Annotated in this window: 19 protein-coding genes and 1 pseudogene; 4 read left to right on the top strand and 16 right to left on the bottom strand. The window is 66.2% G+C overall.

Annotated features, from left to right (window positions below; translation table 11 throughout):
* The first annotated feature begins 140 nt into the window (after positions 1-140).
* The 3 genes from glgC to glgX are packed head-to-tail and all read left to right on the top strand — an operon-like array spanning position 141 to position 4,704.
* Positions 141-1,403, top strand: a complete 1,263-nt coding sequence (gene glgC / locus ACYPYD_RS03335) for a glucose-1-phosphate adenylyltransferase (protein WP_008831502.1) — start codon at positions 141-143, stop codon at positions 1,401-1,403.
* A gap of 38 nt (positions 1,404-1,441) precedes the next feature.
* Entirely contained in the window at positions 1,442-2,908 is a 1,467-nt protein-coding gene (gene glgA, locus ACYPYD_RS03330; RefSeq protein ID WP_036527863.1) for a glycogen synthase GlgA, read from the top strand.
* Complete coding sequence (glgX, locus tag ACYPYD_RS03325) at positions 2,905-4,704, top strand: glycogen debranching protein GlgX (protein ID WP_083274779.1); 1,800 nt, start codon at positions 2,905-2,907, stop codon at positions 4,702-4,704. The genes glgA and glgX overlap by 4 nt, the downstream gene beginning before the upstream one ends.
* Before the next feature lie 26 nt (positions 4,705-4,730).
* On the opposite strand, the gene ACYPYD_RS03320 is transcribed toward glgX, so the two are convergent.
* The 12 genes from ACYPYD_RS03320 to cpaB all read right to left on the bottom strand — a co-directional run bounded on the left by ACYPYD_RS03320 (position 4,731) and on the right by cpaB (position 15,950).
* On the bottom strand, positions 4,731-5,744 hold the full coding sequence (locus ACYPYD_RS03320) for a response regulator (protein ID WP_051587000.1): 1,014 nt from the start codon (positions 5,742-5,744) through the stop codon (positions 4,731-4,733).
* 39 nt (positions 5,745-5,783) lie between these two features.
* Positions 5,784-6,245 carry a hypothetical protein gene (locus ACYPYD_RS03315; protein ID WP_008831498.1) on the bottom strand — a complete coding sequence of 154 codons (462 nt, stop codon included), beginning with the start codon at positions 6,243-6,245 and terminating at the stop codon, positions 5,784-5,786.
* Position 6,246: 1 nt separating this feature from the next.
* The gene (locus ACYPYD_RS03310; RefSeq protein WP_459662056.1) at positions 6,247-6,687 is read right to left on the bottom strand and encodes a TadE/TadG family type IV pilus assembly protein; all 441 of its coding nucleotides are present in this window, start codon (positions 6,685-6,687) and stop codon (positions 6,247-6,249) included.
* A 10-nt stretch (positions 6,688-6,697) separates the two neighbouring features.
* A complete protein-coding gene (locus tag ACYPYD_RS03305; protein WP_338043864.1) occupies positions 6,698-6,877 on the bottom strand; it encodes a Flp family type IVb pilin in 180 nt (59 codons plus the stop codon).
* Positions 6,878-6,958: 81 nt separating this feature from the next.
* Positions 6,959-8,794: a TadG family pilus assembly protein gene (locus tag ACYPYD_RS03300; RefSeq protein ID WP_036527870.1), complete on the bottom strand. Its 1,836-nt coding sequence runs from the start codon at positions 8,792-8,794 to the stop codon at positions 6,959-6,961.
* The gene (locus ACYPYD_RS03295; protein WP_036527872.1) at positions 8,791-9,474 is read right to left on the bottom strand and encodes a tetratricopeptide repeat protein; all 684 of its coding nucleotides are present in this window, start codon (positions 9,472-9,474) and stop codon (positions 8,791-8,793) included. Before ACYPYD_RS03295 ends, ACYPYD_RS03300 begins: the two co-directional genes overlap by 4 nt.
* Positions 9,471-10,382, bottom strand: coding sequence for a type II secretion system F family protein (locus ACYPYD_RS03290; protein WP_036527874.1), 912 nt, complete (start codon positions 10,380-10,382; stop codon positions 9,471-9,473). Before ACYPYD_RS03290 ends, ACYPYD_RS03295 begins: the two co-directional genes overlap by 4 nt.
* Positions 10,382-11,284, bottom strand: a complete 903-nt coding sequence (locus ACYPYD_RS03285; RefSeq protein ID WP_036527876.1) for a type II secretion system F family protein — start codon at positions 11,282-11,284, stop codon at positions 10,382-10,384. The genes ACYPYD_RS03290 and ACYPYD_RS03285 overlap by 1 nt, the downstream gene beginning before the upstream one ends.
* Complete coding sequence (locus ACYPYD_RS03280; protein WP_036527879.1) at positions 11,278-12,630, bottom strand: CpaF family protein; 1,353 nt, start codon at positions 12,628-12,630, stop codon at positions 11,278-11,280. The genes ACYPYD_RS03285 and ACYPYD_RS03280 overlap by 7 nt, the downstream gene beginning before the upstream one ends.
* Positions 12,627-13,793, bottom strand: coding sequence for an AAA family ATPase (locus ACYPYD_RS03275; protein WP_036527881.1), 1,167 nt, complete (start codon positions 13,791-13,793; stop codon positions 12,627-12,629). The genes ACYPYD_RS03280 and ACYPYD_RS03275 overlap by 4 nt, the downstream gene beginning before the upstream one ends.
* A gap of 1 nt (position 13,794) precedes the next feature.
* Complete coding sequence (locus ACYPYD_RS03270) at positions 13,795-15,012, bottom strand: type II and III secretion system protein family protein (RefSeq protein ID WP_036527884.1); 1,218 nt, start codon at positions 15,010-15,012, stop codon at positions 13,795-13,797.
* The gene (cpaB, locus tag ACYPYD_RS03265; protein ID WP_036527886.1) at positions 15,009-15,950 is read right to left on the bottom strand and encodes a Flp pilus assembly protein CpaB; all 942 of its coding nucleotides are present in this window, start codon (positions 15,948-15,950) and stop codon (positions 15,009-15,011) included. The genes ACYPYD_RS03270 and cpaB overlap by 4 nt, the downstream gene beginning before the upstream one ends.
* Positions 15,951-16,482: 532 nt before the next feature.
* Here cpaB and ACYPYD_RS03260 point away from each other — a divergent pair.
* On the top strand, positions 16,483-17,727 hold the full coding sequence (locus ACYPYD_RS03260; RefSeq protein ID WP_236727407.1) for a sensor histidine kinase: 1,245 nt from the start codon (positions 16,483-16,485) through the stop codon (positions 17,725-17,727).
* A 53-nt stretch (positions 17,728-17,780) separates the two neighbouring features.
* Here ACYPYD_RS03260 and ACYPYD_RS03255 read toward each other — a convergent pair whose 3' ends face one another.
* The 4 genes and pseudogenes from ACYPYD_RS03255 to ACYPYD_RS03240 all read right to left on the bottom strand — a co-directional run.
* Positions 17,781-18,644, bottom strand: coding sequence for a sensor histidine kinase (locus ACYPYD_RS03255; protein ID WP_036527889.1), 864 nt, complete (start codon positions 18,642-18,644; stop codon positions 17,781-17,783).
* Positions 18,641-19,057 carry a response regulator gene (locus ACYPYD_RS03250; RefSeq protein WP_036527891.1) on the bottom strand — a complete coding sequence of 139 codons (417 nt, stop codon included), beginning with the start codon at positions 19,055-19,057 and terminating at the stop codon, positions 18,641-18,643. Before ACYPYD_RS03250 ends, ACYPYD_RS03255 begins: the two co-directional genes overlap by 4 nt.
* Before the next feature lie 155 nt (positions 19,058-19,212).
* Positions 19,213-19,422, bottom strand: a complete 210-nt coding sequence (locus tag ACYPYD_RS03245; RefSeq protein WP_211151318.1) for a hypothetical protein — start codon at positions 19,420-19,422, stop codon at positions 19,213-19,215.
* 150 nt (positions 19,423-19,572) lie between these two features.
* Positions 19,573-20,001: pseudogene (locus ACYPYD_RS03240) on the bottom strand (hypothetical protein); the annotation flags it as partial.

The raw sequence follows: 20,001 nt of genomic DNA, 5'->3' as shown, positions 1-20,001 counted from the left end.
CGAAGCAATCCAGGGCCGTTTTACGCCGCCCTGGATTGCTTCGCTGCGCTCGCAATGACGAACGAGGGGGCTGATGCGGGAATACCCTGAATTACCTCATCAAGTTTCCAATCATACGCATAACTACGGAGAGACATAAAATGAGACCAGCTTCCGGCTCGCCGCTCGCGCGCGATGCCATGGCCTATGTCCTGGCCGGCGGACGAGGCAGCCGCCTGAGGGAGCTGACCGACAACCGCGCCAAGCCCGCCGTCTACTTCGGCGGCAAGGCCCGGATCATCGACTTCGCGCTGTCGAACGCGATCAACTCGGGCATCCGCCGCATCGGCGTCGCCACGCAGTACAAGGCGCATAGCCTGATCCGCCACATGCAGCGCGCGTGGAACTTCATGCGCCCCGAGCGTAACGAGAGCTTCGACATCCTCCCCGCCAGCCAGCGCATTTCCGAGCTGCTGTGGTACGAGGGCACGGCGGATGCGGTCTACCAGAACATCGACATCATCCAGCCGCACGCGCCCAAGTACATGGTGATCCTGGCGGGCGACCACGTCTACAAGATGGACTACGAGTTGATGTTGCAGGAGCACGTCAACTCAGGCGCGGACGTGACCGTCGGCTGCCTCGTGGTGCCGCGCATGGAGGCGGTGGCCTTCGGCGTCATGCACGTCGATGCCGAGGACCGCATCACCGCCTTCGTCGAGAAACCCGCCGATCCGCCGGGCATTCCGGGACAGGAGGACATGGCGCTGGCTTCCATGGGCATCTACGTGTTCAACACGGATTTCCTGTTCGAGCAGCTGCGCCGCGACGCCGCCGACCCCGACAGCAAGCGCGATTTCGGCGGCGACATCATCCCCTACATCGTCAAGCACGGCAAGGCACAGGCCCACCGCTTCACCAACAGTTGCATCCGTGCGGCCGAGGAGATCGAGGAATACTGGCGCGACGCGGGCACGCTCGACGCCTATTTCGACGCCAACCTCGACCTGACGGACACCGTGCCCAAGCTCGACATGTACGACCGCGAATGGCCGATCTGGTCGGACTCGGTGGTCGCCGCGCCGGCCAAGTTCGTCCATGACGAAGACGGGCGGCGGGGCCATGCGATCTCGTCGCTGATCTCGAACGACTGCATCGTCTCGGGTGCTCTGGCCCGGCGCTCTCTGCTGATGACGGGCGTGAAGATGGGCAGCTTCTCCAGTGTGGAAGAGGGCGTGATCCTGCCCTACTGCAACATCGGCCGCAGCGCCCAGCTCAAGCGCGTGATCGTCGATTCCGGCGTGCGCATCCCCGAGGGGCTGGTCGTCGGCGAGGACCCCGAACTCGACGCCCGCCGCTTCCGCCGCACCGAGAACGGCGTATGCCTGATCACCAAGCCGATGATCGACCGGCTGGGCCTGTGATGGTGAAACTGTGATGGTGAAACTGTGATGGTGAAACCGTGACCTCGCTGAAAGTCCTGTCCGTTGCCTCCGAGGCGGTGCCGCTGGTCAAGACCGGCGGCCTTGCCGACGTCGCGGGCGCGCTGCCCGGCGCCCTCGCCCCGCACGGGGTGGAGATGACCACGCTGCTGCCCGGCTACCCCTCGGTGCTGGCGGCGTTGGGACGGCGGCCCAAGGTGGTTCACGCATGGGACTCGCTGCTCGGCACCCCGGCGCGGCTGCTGGCGGGCACCTTGCCCGATGGCCACCCGCTGCTGGTGCTCGATGCCCCCGCTCTCTATACACGGGAGGGGGGCCCTTACTCCGACGCTGCCGGGATCGACTGGGCCGACAACTGGCAGCGCTTCGCCGCTCTCGGAAAAGCCGCTGCCGAGATTGCAGGCGGGGTGATCATCAAGCGGGGCAAGCCACAGGGCTTCGATGTGCTCCATGCGCACGACTGGCAGGCCGCCATGGCCCCCGCATACCTGCGTTACGTGCCGCTAGGTGCCGCTGGGTGCCGTTCGGTCATCACCATCCACAACATGGCTTTTCAGGGCTGGTTTGCTCCCGAAGTCTTTGATCGAATTGAACTTCCTTCAAGCGCATGGGCACTCGACGGGGTCGAATACCACGGCGGCGTGGGAATGCTGAAAGCGGGCCTCTCCAGCGCCGATGCGATCACCACCGTCAGCCCGACATATGCCCGCGAAATCCGCTCCACCGTGTTCGGAATGGGCCTCGAAGGCCTGATCGTGGAGCGCGGCGCGGCGGTTCACGGCATCCTCAACGGCATCGACGCAAACGTGTGGAATCCGGCCTCCGACGCGGCTTTGGCGGCCCCTTACAGCCACCGCACGCTGGACAAACGCCGCGCCAACAAGCGCGCCCTGGAGGCCGAATTCGGCCTCGACGAAAGCGACGGCCCGATCTTCATCGTCGTCACCCGCCTGACCTGGCAGAAGGGTATGGACGTCCTCCCGGACGTCCTCGACCACCTCGTCGGAATCGGCGGAAGACTGGCACTTCTGGGCTCCGGCGACGCTGCGCTGGAGCGCGCCCTGATCGAAGGCGCCGCCCGCCATCCCGGCCGCGTCGGCATCCGCATCGGCTACGACGAGGCGCTGTCCCACCGCATGCAGGCGGGCGGCGACGCGATCCTCATCCCCTCGCGCTTCGAGCCTTGTGGCCTGACGCAGCTCTACGGCCTTGCCTATGGCTGCCTGCCCGTCGTCGCGCGTACCGGAGGGCTGGCGGACACGGTAATCGACGCAAATCCGGCCGCCCTGGCCGCAGGCTGTGCCACCGGCGTCCAGTTCGACGGCGTCACTTACGACGATCTGGCGGCGGCTATCACCCGTACGGTCCAGCTTCACGCCCAGCCCGATGTCTGGGAGCGCCTCCAGAAAAACGCGATGAAAAGCGACTTCTCCTGGGAAGCGAGCGGCAAGGCCTACGCCGACCTCTATCGCACGCTGACGGCGTGACGAGCCTCGGCGCCAGAGTGGAGGCGGGCTGGACCCGCTTCGCGGTACGCTCCCCCCGCGCCGAAGCGATGTGGCTGTGCCTCTTCGACGGCGAAGAGGAAACCCGCCACCCGATGGAGCGCGAGGGCGACAACTGGACCCTGAGCCTCCCTGCCGACCTCTCCGGGGCAGGCTACGGGTATCGCGCGGAAGGGCGCTGGGAACCCGCCGAGGGGCACTGGTTCGATGCGTCCAAGCTGCTGGTGGACCCTTACGCCGTCGAACTGGATCGCCGCTTTATCCAGAGCCCGCGCCTCGCTGCTTTTGGAAACGATACCGCCGATATCATCCCGCGATCGATCGTTGCCGCACCCATCAAGGTCGCCCCGATTAAACCGCGCCGCTTCGCGCGCGGCGGGCTGGTCTACGAACTCAACGTGCGGGCCTTTACCATGCTCCACCCCGACGTCCCCGAGGCCCTGCGCGGCACCGTGGCGGCGCTGGCGCATCCAGCCGTACTGGACCACCTTACCCGCCTGCATGTTTCCGCCGTCGAGTTGATGCCGATCGTGGCGTGGATCGACGAAAGGCACCTGCCCCCGCTGGGGCTGGTGAATTCGTGGGGCTACAATCCGGTGGCGATGATGGCGCTGGACCCCGGCCTGTGCCCCGGCGGCGTCGAGGAACTGCGCCGGACCGTCGCCGCCCTCCATGATGCGGGGATGGGCGTCCTGCTCGACATGGTGTTCAACCATTCGGGCGAAAGCGACGTGCAGGGCGGCGTCCTTTCGCTGCGCGGTCTTGACAATGCGATGTATGCACATGCGCCGAACGGACAACTGATCAACGACACAGGGTGCGGCAATACGCTGGACTTCGCCAATCCCGCCGTCCGCGAACTGACACTCCACGCAATGCGCCATTTCGTCGTCCAGTGCGGCATCGACGGGTTCCGGTTCGACCTTGCCCCGATCATGGCGCGCGGCCCGGGCTTCGCTTCGGATGCACCGATCTTCGCCGAGATCGCCGCCGATGCCGTGCTGGCGGACCGGGTCCTGATCGCCGAGCCATGGGACATCGGGCCGGGAGGCTATCAACTCGGCCAGTTCCCCGCCAACTGGCTCGAATGGAACGACCGTTTCCGCGACGACGGCCGCCACTTCTGGAAAGGCGAGGGCAATATCGGCACGCTGGCCACGCGCCTTGCCGGATCGACCGACATCTTCGGCTCGCAATCACCGCCTGAGGGCTGCCGCTCGGTAAACTTCCTCGCCGCGCACGACGGTTTCACGCTTGCCGACACGGTATCCTACGAGCAGCGCCACAACCAGGCCAACGGCGAGGACAATCGCGACGGTCATGGCGAGAACTTCAGCTGGAACAACGGCATCGAAGGCCCGAGCGACGACCCGGCCGTGGCAGCGGCCCGGCACCGCGATCTTGAAGCCCTGCTCGGCACCCTGTTCGCCTCGACCGGCACGATCATGCTGACCGCCGGAGACGAGTTCGGGCGCACGCAGCGTGGTAACAACAACGCCTATTGCCAGGACAACGAAATAGGCTGGATCGACTGGGCAACACGCGATACGGCGCTGGAAGAGCATACCTGCGCGCTTTCGGCCGCAAGGGCGGCGAGACTTCCGCTGTTCGAGCGGTTTCCCGAACCGGTAACCTGGCAGAACCGCGAGGGCGAACCGATGACCGTCGCCGACTGGGAGCATCCGGGCGCCCACTGGCTAAGTTGCAGCGCCAATGCAGATGAGTTCGGCTTCGCAATCGATCGTGCGGCCCGGCAGGTGCTGATCAGGCCATCTTGATCGCTCGAAGCGGCCGATGGCCAGCTTTATCCGCCGCTGTGCAGTTGCTCCGTCAGATAAACCATGAGCGGCTGTTCGAACTTCGGGTTGATAACCAGGAAATGCCGCCGCTTGTCCTGCTCGTCCGGCAGCCGACATAGCACATCCTCATCGACGAGACGGCGGACCAGTCTGAGCGCAGTGCTCATCGGCGCGCCGGATGCAATGCAGGCGCTCGACACCGAGACCCGCCTCGCCTCGATCTTCGCGAGCAGCAGATCGAGCAGCATCGCCCATGTCGGATCGCCGAAGAGTTCGCCACCGCCGATTTCCCGTCGCTTGCTTTCCTTGCGCAGCAAGTCCTTGATGAACTTTCGCAATTGCGCGGAATCGACCTCTCCGCCCGGAAGTACCGGCGCGATTTCCGCCGGTCGGCCGAGATGGGCCGAGGGCACGGGCTCATCGATCAGGCCCGCCAGACGCTGCAATTCTCCGCTCAGTTGCGACATTCTGTCGAGCAGCACCTTGCGCTCACCCACCGCTTCGGGGAGGCCCTGCACGCGTTGCAAGGCGCGGCGCAGATCGACGGGGCTGATCGGCTTTTCAAGGAAGTCCGCAGCCGATGCGCGCATGGCATCGATCGCGATATCCTTGGTGGCATGTCCGGTCGCGATGATGAAGCGAAGCTGGCGCTCGTGCTCGTCGGCATAGCGCGACAACTCACGAATCAGGGCGATGCCATCAAGGCCGGGCAAGTTGTAATCGACGATCGCAATGGAAATGTCGTGCGTGCGGAACAGCGCCTGCGCCTCGTCCGCGTTCGATGCGACGAAAGGCTCGTATCCCATCTGCCGCAGGGCGAAGGCACATTCCATGCCCCAGTCGGTGTCGTCGTCAACGACAAGCACCGGCGCCACCTGACGAAATACACCGGCTTCCATTGCCGAGGGAATTTCAGACATTCGCGTTGCTCCCTGTGAGATCTCCGCTCCGTTGTCTTCTTCATCGGCATTCTGTGGACCAAGAAGCGCCCCAATGCGTGACCGCCAATTCTTCGGCATCGCGTCTTCCCATTCCAGTTATATTCTAAGAATGCCCCGTCACATTCCCGGTAGATGTTGTTGCATGGCAACCGACACGATTGCTACCGCTAAAATCGCCGAAGCATCTGGACGCCGCCGTACAGCGCCCGCTTTCTGGAACGCAGCCAGCGCGAACAGGGTCAGCAGCGCTACCGCCACCATGGCGAACGTTCCGCTGAAACCCAGCCAGGTCGCTCCCGCGGCCAGCAGCTTGATCTGACCGCCGGTCAGCACGCGGGCGCCAGTGTGCGCCCGAAGCAGCGCCACGGCAAGGCCAGCGATGGCAAGGCTCCCCGCGCCCGCCACGCAGGCCCGGATCAGCCCCGGAACACCGCTCAGCAGCGCCGCGCCGAGAAGCCCAGACGCGGCGAGCACCATGTACAGCCAATCCGGGGTGGTCCGGCCCTCCCAGGGCAGGACCACGACCGGGATGAGCACGAGCAGAAGAAAGGCAAGATAGAAATATCCTGCAGCTTCCATGTCAGTATCCTCCGTTGGTCACCGTCACGCTGGCTGCGACGTTGCTGTCGGGAAGTGGCACGAAGGCCCCGTACTTCATGATCGGACTGCCGCTCATGTCGTAGTGCACCTCGACCCGGAAAGTGCCGCTGGTGTCGCCTGCACCCGCCGTGATCTGCGGCTGCGATTTCCCGCCGAGCAGCGAGCCGTAGTTGTCGATCACCGCTTGTGCCCGCTCCTGTGCGAGCGTGACGCGCTCGCCGATGGACAGACCGGCGACTGCTGCCCTCGCCCCTTCGGCCGCCGCCTGCCTCACGCCGATCTGGGCCGTGAAGTAGATGGAATAGACGATAACCGAGAACACGAGGGCCAGCAGCGCTGGAGCCAGCAGGGCGAACTCCAGCGCTGCGAGCCCCCTATCGCACTTCAGCAATCGGAGCGGTGCCCTTGCCGATATGCGCACGGCCGGATCCTTAACCCGGCGTCTGGTTGAACAGGCTGGTGAACGCACCTCGGAGATCAGTGTCGAACTGTGTACCGACCGCTACCAATGCCGCCACAACGATGCCGCCCAGCACCGCGTACTCCACTGCGGTAAGGCCGCGCTCATCCGTGCGAAGGCGCGCAACGAGATTAAGTATCGAATTCATCATGACTTACACTCCCCAAATCCCTCCATGGTCGAGAGAGGCGGATGCGGGCCGAAGGGGCTCCCGCAGCGCCATATTTTGAAACTAGATCAGCACCGGCACTCCGCAGCGCACGCCGCCGACCCAGAAGGTTCCGTGCCCCAGCTGAATACCCAGGGCCACGAGGACATTGGTGAGCAATGGATCCACGACGGCGGTTACGATTCCCGTTACGGGCTGGGTTACCGCCGGGATCAGCCCGCTGCCGTTGACCACGGGCTGGACCAGCGCGCACAGCAGCGGGCAATCCAGCTCCAGGCCTCCCGGCCCGGTAAGGCTGTTGACGAGACCCTGCACGGTATTGCCGATACGCGCTTGGTTGAGCACCGACTGCGGCGTGCCCGAACGGGTAGGGCCGCCTATTGTGCCCGGCCCGAAGACCAGCGTGTTTCCGCGAACTTCGCCGCCAAGCACCGGCTCGGCCACCGCCCTCCCCTTAAGGGTGACGTTGACCAATTGGGCCAACAGAGGCAGCGGGACACCGACGTGAAGGATTTCGGTCTTGGTGATGTCCGCCGCCTTGATCGGCAGCAGCGGCTTGTCCATCGCCCAGCTCGGCATGTCGCCGATGTAGGCGCTGACCAGCGAAGAATGGCCGACGACGCGTACCGTGGTGTTGGTCTGCTGGTCCACTCCCGGCGCGCAGTCGATGCTGGAGATCGACCCATCGGCCGACTGGATGTCGATGATCACCGGGACATTCGCCCGCGCGACGCCGAGGGGCAGGTTGAGCAGCGTCACCTGTACCTTGAGCCGCAGCATCGAGGTGCCCACCTCGGTCTCGCCTGCCGGACCGAACGAGAAACGCGGACGGTTGACCGGCCCGGAGGCGGCGGCGGCGATTACGACCTGGCTGCCGGTCAGCAGCGGCGGCGGAGATACCGCGGCGATAACCTGCGAGAGATCGACCGCAACCGGATCGTCCTGCACCGCGTAGCTGATCAGCTGGTAGGCGTTGAGGCCCGCGCGCAGCGCAGGCGCCACGTCGGCTTCGCCCACTTTCATGTTGCGCCACACACCGACCTTGAACAGTCCCCGCAGCGGCACCCGATGCCCGCCCGGTACGAAGCTGTTGAAAGCGTTCAGCGCATTGCGGGTGTCGCCCGGACCTGCTGCCTGCGCGGCGGCCGCGACGATATCGCGCAAGTCGTAGGAACCCTTGATAAGATCGCCGTAAGTCCCGGTGAAGCCGGAACGCTCCGCCAGTTCGTCGAAGAACAGCCCGGCATCGACATTGCCGCCGAGCAGCGCCTCGATCTGCGATGCGGACAAGTTCAGCGAAACACCAAGCAACCCGCCAAGCACGCCGTTGACTGCGTGGAGGAGCCCGCCGACCCCCATGGTGCTGACGTCGAGCAGGCCGGACGTGGCGGAAATCCCGGCCTCGTCGATACGCGCCGCGCTGGCGGTGGCGGCGAGGTCCGGGATAGGGCTCATGTCCCCGAGCACGCCGGTCAGGAACCGTCGGCTGCCCTTGCCCGTGGTCACGCGGACCGCATTGGGGCGCACCGCGCTGCCGGCGCAATCGGCGGGCAGGGCGCCGGGAAGGAAAAAGCGCGAACCGGCGTTGTCCGCCGCTTTTCTGTCGTCGTTCGCGCAGTAGTAACCGATTTCAACGTTGCGAATTACCGAAGGGTCGTAACCGTTGTGCTGAAGGTAAGTCTCGGCCAGCGAGCGGGCGTCAGTCGGCCGCATCGAAGCCGCAAGCGCCGCTGCCTCCGTTGCGATGCGCAGTTCGCGGTTGCCGCTGTAGTAGAGCGCCACATCGAGTGCGAGCCCGGCGGAGAGAAGCAGGGGCACGCCCAGCACAGCCACGGCCGGAGCCACGACGCCCCGCTCGTCCCGCCGCAGGCGGCGGATGGTTGCCCTCAGGCGGCTCATGACCCGGCCACCTTGATGCCGCTGCCTGCCGCCGCGATCCGCGCGGCTTCGCCCGCTACCTGCTGGCGCAGCTGCGACTTCGCCTTGGCGTCCGTCATGCCGGAGAGCAGCGCGTCGGCCTCGCCCAGCCGCCCGTTGAGAGTGAGCGCGAGGACCAGGTTGTTGCGCACCACTTCATCGCCCGGTGCCAGGTCGTGCGCGGCCCGCAGCGTCTCGACCGCCTCGGCGGTCTGTCCTGCCCGCAGGCGCGCATAGCCCAGCGCATTGGTGATGAAGGCGTCAGCCGGGCTGGCCTGCGACGCCGCCGCGTATTGCGTCGCCGCCTGAGCCCATTGCCCCTCGGCGGCTAGCACATGGCCCCGCACGGCAAGCGCGGCGCCGCTGCGATCGTTGCCCGGGATGTGGCCCAGTGCCGTACGTGCGGCATCGACTTGCCCGAGGTCGAGCAGGCAGTTGACGCGCAGCACGCGAGCCTGCGGATCGTCGGGATGCTTGCGGTCGAAATCGTCGAGATAGGCCAGCGCAGCGCGGGCACGGCCATCGGCGCGCGCTTGTTGGATCAACGTCAGGTACAAGGTGCGGGTAGAGGTCTCCTCCTGCACTTCGGCGGTACGATCGGCAGCAAAAGCCGGACCGGCGGCGAACAGGAGCACAGTCGCGGGCAGCAGATGACGGATCATTTCCCGGTACTCCGCAGCGTGTCGAGGATGGCGGCGACCGGCGGCCCCGCCAGGACGATGAAAAGCGCAGGCATGAAGAACACCAGCATGAGCACGACCATGCGCACGGTGATCTTGCCGATGGCCTCGCGGGCGCGGGCGACCCGGCGCTGCGAGAATTCGCGGATGTATTCGCGCAGGGCAGGCACCAGTTCCATGCCCTGGAACAGCGACTGGCGGAACAGCGCCGCCAGTTCGCGCGCGCCGCTGACGCCGACGCGCACGGCCCAGCGGTCGAACGCGACCTGGTAGTCCTGCCCGCGGTCGAGATCATCGACCAGCATCGCCACCAGCCGCGCGTGATTGGGCACTGCCACCTGCTCGTCGCGGGCGATGCCGCGGAAGCACTGGTCGAGCGAGACGCCGCTTTCCAGCATCATCAGCATGAGATCGAGGAGGAACGGAAACTCGGCCGTCAGCACCCGCTCACGAGATGCCGCGCGCATCTGCAGCGCGTACTTGGCGCCGATGTAGGTGAGGCCGGTGAGGGCAAAAGTCGGGAAGATCGGCTTGAGCGGGTTGCCGGTGACCACGAAGCAGGTCGCCATCGATGCGGCCATCACCGCCAGCGTCGCACCCAGTCGCAGCGCCACGAACATATCGAGCGCGCCCGGATCGAAGTAGCCGGCCGCGCGCAGGCGCTTCTCGATCTCGGCCTTGTCGCGTCCCTGCGCCAGCAGCGCGCGGGGTGCGCGCATGGTGCGCCAGCTGCGTGCCGCACTGGCGCTACCCGACGCTTCGGACGTCGCCCGGCCATCGACCCGCGCCCGCAGCCGCGCGTCGGTCTGCAGCCAGCGCAGCCCGACCAGCGCCACGGCGAGGCCCGATAGGGCGGCAAAGATCGACATGGAGGCGACAAACCCGGCCATCAGAACGCCAGCCTCATCATGCGGCGGATGATCATGATGCCGATGACCTCCAGCCCGATCGCGACCATCGACATGTTGCGGCCACGCGGGTCGGAGATGAAGAAGTCGATATAGGCGCGGTTCATCGCGACCAGCAGCGTCATCGCCAGCAGCGGCATCGCGATCAGCACCCGCGCGCTGACTTTCGCCTCCGACGTCGCGGCCTGCAGGTCGCGGCGGATGCGCACGCGCTCACGCAGGATATTGGCGAGGTTGCCGAACACCGTGGCGATCGAGCCGCCGTAGCGCAGGTTGGTGCGAATGGCGGCGGCGATCATCGAGACTTCCGGAATCTGCAGCCGGTCGGCCAGCTGCTGCACGCTTTCGGCCACCGGAGCGCCCATCGCCAGGCGGCGGCCGACCGGCGCGAAGTAGCTGGCCACCGCCTCGGGCGCATCCGCCAGCGCGCGCGTCAGGGCCTGCGAGAGCGAATTGCCCACCGACTGGAGCTGGCGCACCCCGTCAAGGTAGAGCGGCAGCGCTTCGGTCAGCGCGTCCACCCGCTTGCGCGCGCGGCCCTGCAGCCAGGACAGTGCAGCCATCGGCACGCCGACCACCAGCACCACGGCAGCGGCCGGGCCGAACAGCAAGAGCACGATGAGCGTGAGTACCAGCATGACGCCGATCAGGGTCTGGAGCGCAGGCACCGTCAGTTCGACCTGCGCCTGCGCGAGCAGCGGCGCGATGCGTTCGGGCACGGTCACCGCCACCAGCGGCCGGACGGTTATCTTCCCCGGCGAAGCGATGGCCTCCAACCGGCGGTCGAGCGTCACGCGGTCCCGCATGCGCTGGGAAAACCACTGCCACGCCACGGCGCCAACGATCAGCAGCGCCAGCAGGAGATAGGCGCCGCCCTTCACCATGCGGGGCCATCCTTGTCCACGACCGGGCTGGCGTAGTCCTTGAGCCGCGCGGCATGGTAGGGGCGCGGCGACAAGGTGCGGTGCAACCCCTCGCCCGACATCGGCGGCTGCTCCTCGAAATGGAACAGTTCGTTGAGCGTATAGGCCTCGCCCTCCACGCCGGTCACTTCGGCGACCGAGGTGATCCGGCGCGAACCGTTGGCGAGGCGCTGGATGTTGACGATCGCGTGGATCGAATTGGCGACGAAACGGCGCACTGCGCGTACGTCGTTCTGCTGCCCGGCGAAGCCGAGCAGCATCTCCAGACGGGAGAGCGCATCGCGCGGGGTGTTAGCGTGCAGCGTCGCCATCGAGCCGTCGTGGCCGGTGGACATCGCCTGCAGCATTTCCACCGCCTCTACCCCGCGCACTTCGCCCAGGATGATGCGGTCGGGACGCATGCGCAGCGCATTGCGCACGAGGTCGCGTGCGCTGACCTCGCGGCTGCCATCGACGTTGGGGGGGCGAGTTTCAAGGCGAACGACGTGATCCTGCCGCAGCTGAAGTTCGGCCGCGTCTTCGATGGTGACGAGGCGTTCCTTGTTGCTGATGCAGCTCGACAGCACGTTGAGGAGGGTCGACTTGCCCGCGCCGGTGCCGCCGCAGATCAGGATGTTGAGCCGCGAGCGCACGGCGCTGGTCAGGAACGCGGCCATCGCCGGGCTCATCACGCCGCCCGCGACGCAGTCCTCAATGCTCAGCGCCTGGAGCCGGAACTTGCGGATCGAAACCAGCGGGCCGTCGAGCGCGATCGGCGGAATGACGATGTTGACGCGCGAACCATCGGCAAGGCGCGCATCGACGAAAGGCGTCGCCTCGTCCACGCGGCGGCCGATCGGGCCGACGATGCGCTGGATGATGTTCATGAGGTGCGCGTCGTCGCGAAAACGGGTCTCGACCCGCTCCAGTATGCCCGCACGCTCGGCGTAGATGGTGTTGGCGCCGTTGACGATGATGTCGTCGATGCTCGCATCGCGCAGCAAAGGCGCGAGCGGGCCGAGACCGACCACCTCGTCCTCGATATCCTCGATCAGCAGCAACCGCTCGGCGCTGTTGAGCGCAAGCTGGCCGCGGCGGCTGCGGCTGCTGATGACCTGCTCGATCTCCTGGCGCAGCGTGCGTCGATCCAGCGCCTCGGCAGTGATGCCCTGCGTCTCGAGTTGTTCGATGACCTGGGCGCAGGTCAGCGCCTTGACCGCCTGGTAGCTGTCGCTCATCCGCTGGGCCGCAGGCTGGGCGATCGGCGCCTTGCGCTTGGGTTCGGACAGCGCCTCCTCGGGGACGAAATCGTTGGTGAGCAGGCTCATGCGCTACGCTCCACCGAACGCAGGATGGCGCGGCGCATCCGGTCGATGCCGAAGTTCGTGCTCTTGGACTGCGTGGCGATGCCGCAGGCGCGGCGGATCGCCTGGGCATAGCTGCCCGCGTCGCGCTCCATCATCAGCGGCCGGCCCGCGTTGAGCGCGTTGCGCTGCTGCACGTGGTCAACCGGCACGCCGAGCACGGTGTCGATGTCGAGCGCATCGGCGATACGGCGACCGTCGAGCAGGATGCGCGGATCATGCTCCCACACCAGCAGCCGCAGCCGCTGCGCGCTGGCGGTGTCCATCGCCACGCGGTCTAGCAGGCGACGGGTCGCGTCGAGTTCACGGATCGACTGGCTGCAGACCACTTCGACGCTCTGCGCCTGCGAGGCCAGTTCGCGCAGCAGCCCGCCATTGCGCAGCGAGCCGCCGCAAAGCACGACGTGGCCGCAACTCGTGCGCAGCAGCTGGATCAATCCCACGATATCGGCAGGGCCGATGCCGACCGGCTCCGTGCCGGTGCCGCCATCAAGCGTCAGCAGCGACAGCCCCGAGCGATCGTGATGGGCCAGCGCATCGCCGAGCAGGCTGGCATCCATACGATCGATGTCGGAAATGGCCGAGGCCAGGCCGTAGTCCACCTTGAGGTCGAGATAGGCCTCGGCCGTGCTGGACGGCAGGGTGCAGTCGATCAGCAGCGTCGAGGTGCCGTCGAGGCAGTGGGCCAGCGCCATGTCGGTCGCGATCACCGCCGTCGCGTCGCGATCGGTGCCCAGAACCAGCGTGAAGCGGCCGAGCCGCCCATGGCTCGCCAGCGAGGTGTTGAGCACGCGCGAGAGGATTTCGCTGACTTCCGCAGCCACTGCGCCGCGCGGCATCACGTCGGTCGCACCGGCGCGGATCGCCTGCAGGACGTGGCCTGCATACATGTCCTCGGTCGCCAGCACGATCGAGCGTCCGCCCGCCGCCTGCGAGACTTCGGTGATGACCGAGGCCATGGCGCGCTCGGCCGGGATCGACGCATGGTCGATGACGACGATGCCCGGTCCGTCGAATTCGGCGCCGTCAAGCGACTGCACCATCTCGACCGCCACGTGCGCGCCCATCGCGTCGGAGATGCGCTGCGCCAAGGCGCGGTCGATCGAAAGAAGATGAATGCGTGCCATGTCAGCGCCTCACCACGCCAAAGGTCCGGATGCCTTGCTCGACCCCGTCGTTGCCGACGATCATCTGTCCGATGGTGGGATCGACCGACTTGTTGGCGGTCGCCAGCATGGGCTTCACGGCCTCGGGCTCGACGAGCCGGGGCGTTGCGACGATGATCAGCTCCTGCCGCTCCTTCTGGTTCTGCTGCCGCTTGAAGAAGGCCCCGAGCACGGGCAGGTCGCCGAGGAACGGCACCTTGTCCTTGGTGACCGAGCTGTTCGAATAGTTGAGCCCCGCAATCACGAAGCTCTGGCCGCTGCCCAGTTCCACCGTCGTCTCGGTCGAGCGGCGGCGAATGCCGGGCACCGTGTAGCCCTGAAGCTGGACGCCGTTGTTGTAGTCCAGCTCGCTGACTTCGGGGGCCAGCTTCAGGACGATGCTGTTCTCGTTCAGCACATAAGGCGTCACCGACAGGCGCACGCCGAATTCCTTGTACTGGATCGAGATCGTGTTGCCGTTGCCCCCGGTCGACTGCGGAACCGGCACGGGAAATTCGCCGCCCGCCAGGAAGCTCGCCTTTTCACCGGAGCGCACCAGCAGCGTCGGCTGCGCGAGGAGCTGCGAGAGGCCGTTCGAGGACAGCGCCGAGAGGACGGCACCGATGCCGCGATTGCGGCTGCTCAGGAACAGGTTGAAGGCGCTCTGAATAGGCGCCGAGGCGTCGATGTTGAGACCGGGCGTCGAAGTGCCGCCGCTGCCCGAACCATTGAACGAATAGCCGTTGAGGCTGCTCGACGGCACGAGAGCGCCCTGGATGTCGCCCGACAGCTTGGCGAAGCTGAAGCCCAGCGCCTTGAGCGTCGAAGAGGACACCGCCGCGAACTGCACGTCGACGGCGACCACTTTCTCGCCCGCGCGCAGCGGCCCGTTTGCAGTCGCATAAGTCGGCGCAGGCGGATCGACGTGGAACTGCGTCTGTCCGATGATCGAGCCGTCCGCCGCATAGACCGCGAGGGTCGCTTCGCCCGCTCCCTGCCCGCTGACCCGCAGCGACTGCGAGGTCGGCGCCGAGACGGCGATCACGTTGTCCCGGTTCACCTCGATGCGGGCGATCGAGCGCGTGAAGCGCAGCGTCTCCGCCTCGTCCACCTGGAGTGTGCGCTGATCCTGCGCATGAGCGACACCCGGCGCCAGAACGGCGACGCAGGCGAGCAGTGCAGTTGAATACGGCGGCTTCATTGCGCGCCACTCCCCGAATAAATCGTTTCGCGATTGCCGCCGACCACCAGTTCGATCGCATGGGGGGCGGGAGCGCGGCGAGGCTGGGCCGTCCTGACGGGAGGCGCTGCCGCCGCGCGAGGGGGAGGCGCGGCGGCAAACGCCGGCGTCGGCCTTGCCGCCGCCGAGGGAGCCTCGAGAATGGATGCGACCTGCGCCGTCGCGACTTCCTGCTTGTCCTCGGGATTGCGCAGCGAGAGGTAGAGCGCGCCGGTGCTCTTCGCGAGCGAGAGTTCGGACACCTGCTGCGGATCGAGGGCCAGCGTCAGGTTGCGCGCGGGAGGCGGCGGCGCGGATACCGCGCCCGTCACGCCGTCCTTGACCGGCTCGCCGACGACGACTTCGCCGACCGCCAGCACCGGGACCATCTGCAGCAGCGTGGTGGACCGGCTGCGCCCGTTGCCGCGCGCTCCTCCGATCGCATCCTCGCCGGGATAGACCACCTGCACATCGACACGGTCGCCCGGACGCACGAGCCCGGCCACCGCGATCTCCGCCGTGGTGTCGATGCTGATCGCGCGCATGCCGACCGGCACCCGGATGGCCAGCTTGCCCTCCTGTTGCAGAGCTTCGCGCGGGATCGGCGTGTTGGCGCGAATGTCGCGGGTGGCGACGCGGCCGACGACTTCGGCCGGCGTCGCGGCACCGGGGACGCGTGCGGGATCGAGGGAAGCATTGCGGATCATGTCCGCCGTGATCGTCTCCCCGATCTTCACGTCGCGCGTGGCGACGGCGAGGATGGCCCCCTCGACCTGCGAAGTCCCGGCTGCCATGCCCGATACCGGCACGGCGCGCGGCGTGGCCGAACGTCCCAGCTCCCTGATGCCCAGGAAGCCGAACGTTGCGGCCGCAACGAGCCCGACAGTGATCGTCAGCTTCGCTTTTGAACCCAGGCGCATGCAATTCCCCTTTGCCATTGCGCTTACGCAAACGGAGTGCTGCCCCTGCACTCCGCGGAAAAACCCGAACCGTTCCTTGCCGGGACAGGTTCGTTTCCATTCGTGAATGGTAACCCGGACTGGATTCCCGCCCTCATGGAGAAGGAGCCGATACGAGGGGATACGTAGCGGCCGATTCCCGCTGCCTGCTACGCGGCGTGGACCGGTAGATCGGTGTAAAGCGTAACATGCCCGTAATTCGCGATGCGAGCCTTACGGAATTAACGAAAAGTAACCCCCACTTCGGTTCTTTTCGTGACTTGCGCCGATAGCCGAGGCAATAAGAACACTATGCCCCAGAACGTCCCGACCGACCCTGCACCGCTGCACCATCGACACGGACATTCCGGGAATCTTCTGAGGAATTCTCCAATGCAAGCCTAGGCTTGCTTGCCCAGAGGGGCAGGAACCGGAACGCCGATCGCGGTTCCCGGCCCTCGATTTGACGATGAGGCACGACCTTGACGAATGCAGCATCAATGAGGGACGGGCAGTGATCCCCGTCCAGGAAGCGATCGGCGACAATGCGGAAGTTCCGGCGGCAATCCGGGAGCCCAGGCGTTCCCGCAAGGGGCGTGGATGGAGCGACGGCACTCACCTCTATGCCGTGACAACCGCGCTAGCCGCGATGGTGCTGGGCCTGGTCGCGCCCTATTCACCGGGCGCCGGAGCAATCTCGGCCGCGTCGTCGGGAGCGCTCTACGTCCTGCATCGCCCGCGCCTGTCTCTCGCCGCCGCCGGGCTGTTGGGGCTCGGAGCCATTCCGGTTCCTGCGGCGGTGACGTCGTCGATGTTCTGGATCGATCTCGTGCTCCTTTGCGGGACTGCGCTGCTGCCCCGGCACTTTACGACCATGCTGCTGCGTGTTCCCCGCTGGTCGTGGCCTGCCGCCATGACGACCGGAGCCTTGTGCCTGTTCCTCTATTTCCTTGCCGGGCCAATCGTCGGTCCGATCCTGGGCATCGTCGCCTCGCTTTGTGCGGCATTCATCGGCGCCGGGATCGCCCGCCATCTCGCCATGGTCGATGCCCGGCTGCTGGCGTGGGGCGACGGCGGCATGGCCGAAGTCACCCGCGACCTCCTGCTCGGCCGCATCGCCAGCGGTATGCTGCACGACCTGGCACAGCCGCTGAACGTGATTTCGATGGCCAATGCCAACATGGACTACATCGTCAGCCACCTCGACATGGACGAAGCGAGCCGCCAGCAGATCCAGGAGCGTGTCGGGCGCATCGCCACCCATACCGAAGGCGCGGCGCATATTCTCAGCCTGTTCCGCTGGTTCGGCCGGGACGGCCGCGAAGGTGACGCGCCGTTGACCGTCCATAGCGCGCTGGACTGCGCGATCGCCACGACCCGCTCCAACGTGCGGCACCACGGCGTGGCGATACATGTACGCGGCGCCGCCCTGACCCACCTCGTGCCCGGTCAGTACGGCGCATTACAAATGATGGCGGTGGCGGCCCTGCTCAGCGCCTTCTCCAGTTTTCTGGGCAAGGACGGCAGGAAGCACAAGGGCGAGGTCCTGCTGAATGCCAGCCTCACCCCGGCCCATGTCGTGATCACCGTCGATTGCATCGACGAGGACGGCAACCCGATGCCCGCCCGTCCGATCGACGGCGCCACGCTCTGGCTGGTGGAGCAGGTCGCGCAGGAGGCATCCGGGGAGTTCCGCTGCGTCCTGCGCAACCACAAGCCGCTGCGGTTCGTCATCCGGCTCGGCCGCGACGACATCTGAACGCCGGTCTTGAAAGGTGGGCCTTGAAGGGCGGGCCTTGAAGGGCGGGAGTGTCAGCTCCCGCCGAGCAACGGCAGTTCGATCGTCACCCGGGCACCCTCGACCTCACCGGGCGAAAGCTCCACCGTACCGCCGATCTTGGCCAGGACCTGTCGGCAGATATGCAGGCCGAGCCCCGTGCCGTTGCGCGGCTTGGTGGTGAAGAACTGCTGGAACGCTACCCGCGCCAGATCTCCGGAGAGCCCGGCGCCGTTGTCCGAAATGACGCAGCGCAGTGTGTTTTCCGCGATATCGAGACGGATCGCGATATGCCCCCTGCCCTGCCAGCCGGTCTCCCGGCGCGCCTCGATGCTTTCGGCGGCATTGCGCAGGATATTGACGAGCACCTGTTCCGCTTCGATCTGACAGAGGCCGACATTGGCGGGCACGGGCGTGCGGCATTGTTCGACCTCGATCTCGGTCTTGTCGAACAACGGCGCGAGAAACCGCACGGCATCCCGGGCCGCGCAGCCGAAATCGGCACTCACCACCCCGCGGCTGTTCCCCGAGGCATAGGCCAGCGTGTGATCGATGATCGTTTGCGCGCGCTGCACCTGTTCGGCTATCCGTTCGATCGCCTTGCCGAGTTGAGGGTGCATCGCATCCCCGCGCTCGAGCAGGAGCCGCAGGTTCTCGTTGGCGATGGCAATGGAGAACAGCGGTTGACGCAGTTCGTGTGCCAGTTCGGAACTCTGCTCGCCCAGATCGGCGAGACGGGCTTTCGCCGCCATCCCCTCGAACAAGTGCTGAATCTCGGCCTGATCGATATCGCAGCTGTCCTGAACCGCCGAGCGATCGGCAGGTCGACAGAGCTGGTTGGCAGGCGTGCAGCGCCCCCAGGTCTCGACATCGCGCTGGGTGATCTCGTTCGGTTTCATTCGAGGCCTTCCTCGTTTGCGTACACTTCGTCGAAGTCGCCAAGCATCATGTTCAGCGTATTGATCAGCAATTGCGGTTGCACCGGCTTGGTGAGCACCAGGTGGGCAGGCAAGTCCAGGTCGGGATCCGGCCGGAGCTGGTCGCCGGTAATGAAAAGATAGCGAAAATCCCGCTCGCGAAGCCCGACGTGATCCCGGATGCGAGAGACGATCGACAAGCCCGATTCACCTCCAAGCCGCACATCGCAGGCGAGAACGCGGATCGACGCGTGCTGCTCGAGCATGGCCATTGCCTGATCGAGATCGGGTACACCAACGGCGCAGATGTCATGCAGCGCCATGAACGTCAGAAGTTCCTCGACGATCGCGTCAATGTCATCAATCAACAGTACCAAAGCCTGATCGTTGCCCATCCAGCTTGTCACTCCCACTGCCCGAACTTCGTCGATCCGGTGCTAGTTGCATTCACTTAGGTGGCATTACGTTTCCAAATCAATAACGCCCCATATATATCCGTAGAAATCGATCAGTTATCACCAGACCCGTACCGGGCTATCCGGTTGCCCTCTCAGGCGCAGCTTCGATAGGCGCTCGACCTGACGGGCGCGTGCCCGAAGCGGCGTGCCGCGGATCGCATGACGATCGGTCTGGAAAGGCCGCCTTCGAGAAGATCGATGGCTCCGCAGACCATGGCGGCGGCGGTGAACGCCTGCTCGTCCTCAAGCAGTCGATGCGCGGTACGAAGCAGGTCACCTGCAGATTGGGATCCGGTAGTCATCATCGGAAAATCCTTTCTATTTGCCCGGCAGTTAGAGGGGACGACCCACGGCAAGGGCCGTCCCCTCCCCCCACCTCGTTATCCGAGGTCGGGCTGCGGCGTGTCCAACCAGGGGGAGGGCAACAAGGCGGTGGACACGCCGGCCTCAGTTCAGTTGCCCGTGCCGCCCCCCAGCAGTCCCCCGACCAGTCCGGTGACCGGTGCGAGGACATTGCCAGTGCCTGTGCCGGAGCCGGCTGCGCCCAGCACGCCGCTCACAGCCCCGGTGACGGGAGCGAGCAGGCCTGCTGCACCGGAACCCGGCCCCGTACCGCCGAGCAGACCGCCGACAACGCCGGTCACGGGAGCAAGGACGTTGCCCGTGCCTCCGCTACCGCCGGTGACGCCGCCGAGCAGACCACCGACCACGCCGGTCACCGGAGCAAGGACGTTACCCGTGCCTCCGCTACCGCCGGTGACGCCGCCGAGCAGACCACCGACCACGCCGGTCACCGGAGCAAGGACGTTGCCCGTACCTCCGCTGCCGCCGGTGACGCCACCGAGCAGACCGCCGACAACGCCGGTTACAGGAGCAAGGAC

It is taken from the genome of Novosphingobium sp. 11B, assembly GCF_054589055.1.
This window is presented reverse-complemented; position numbering and strand designations above follow the sequence as displayed.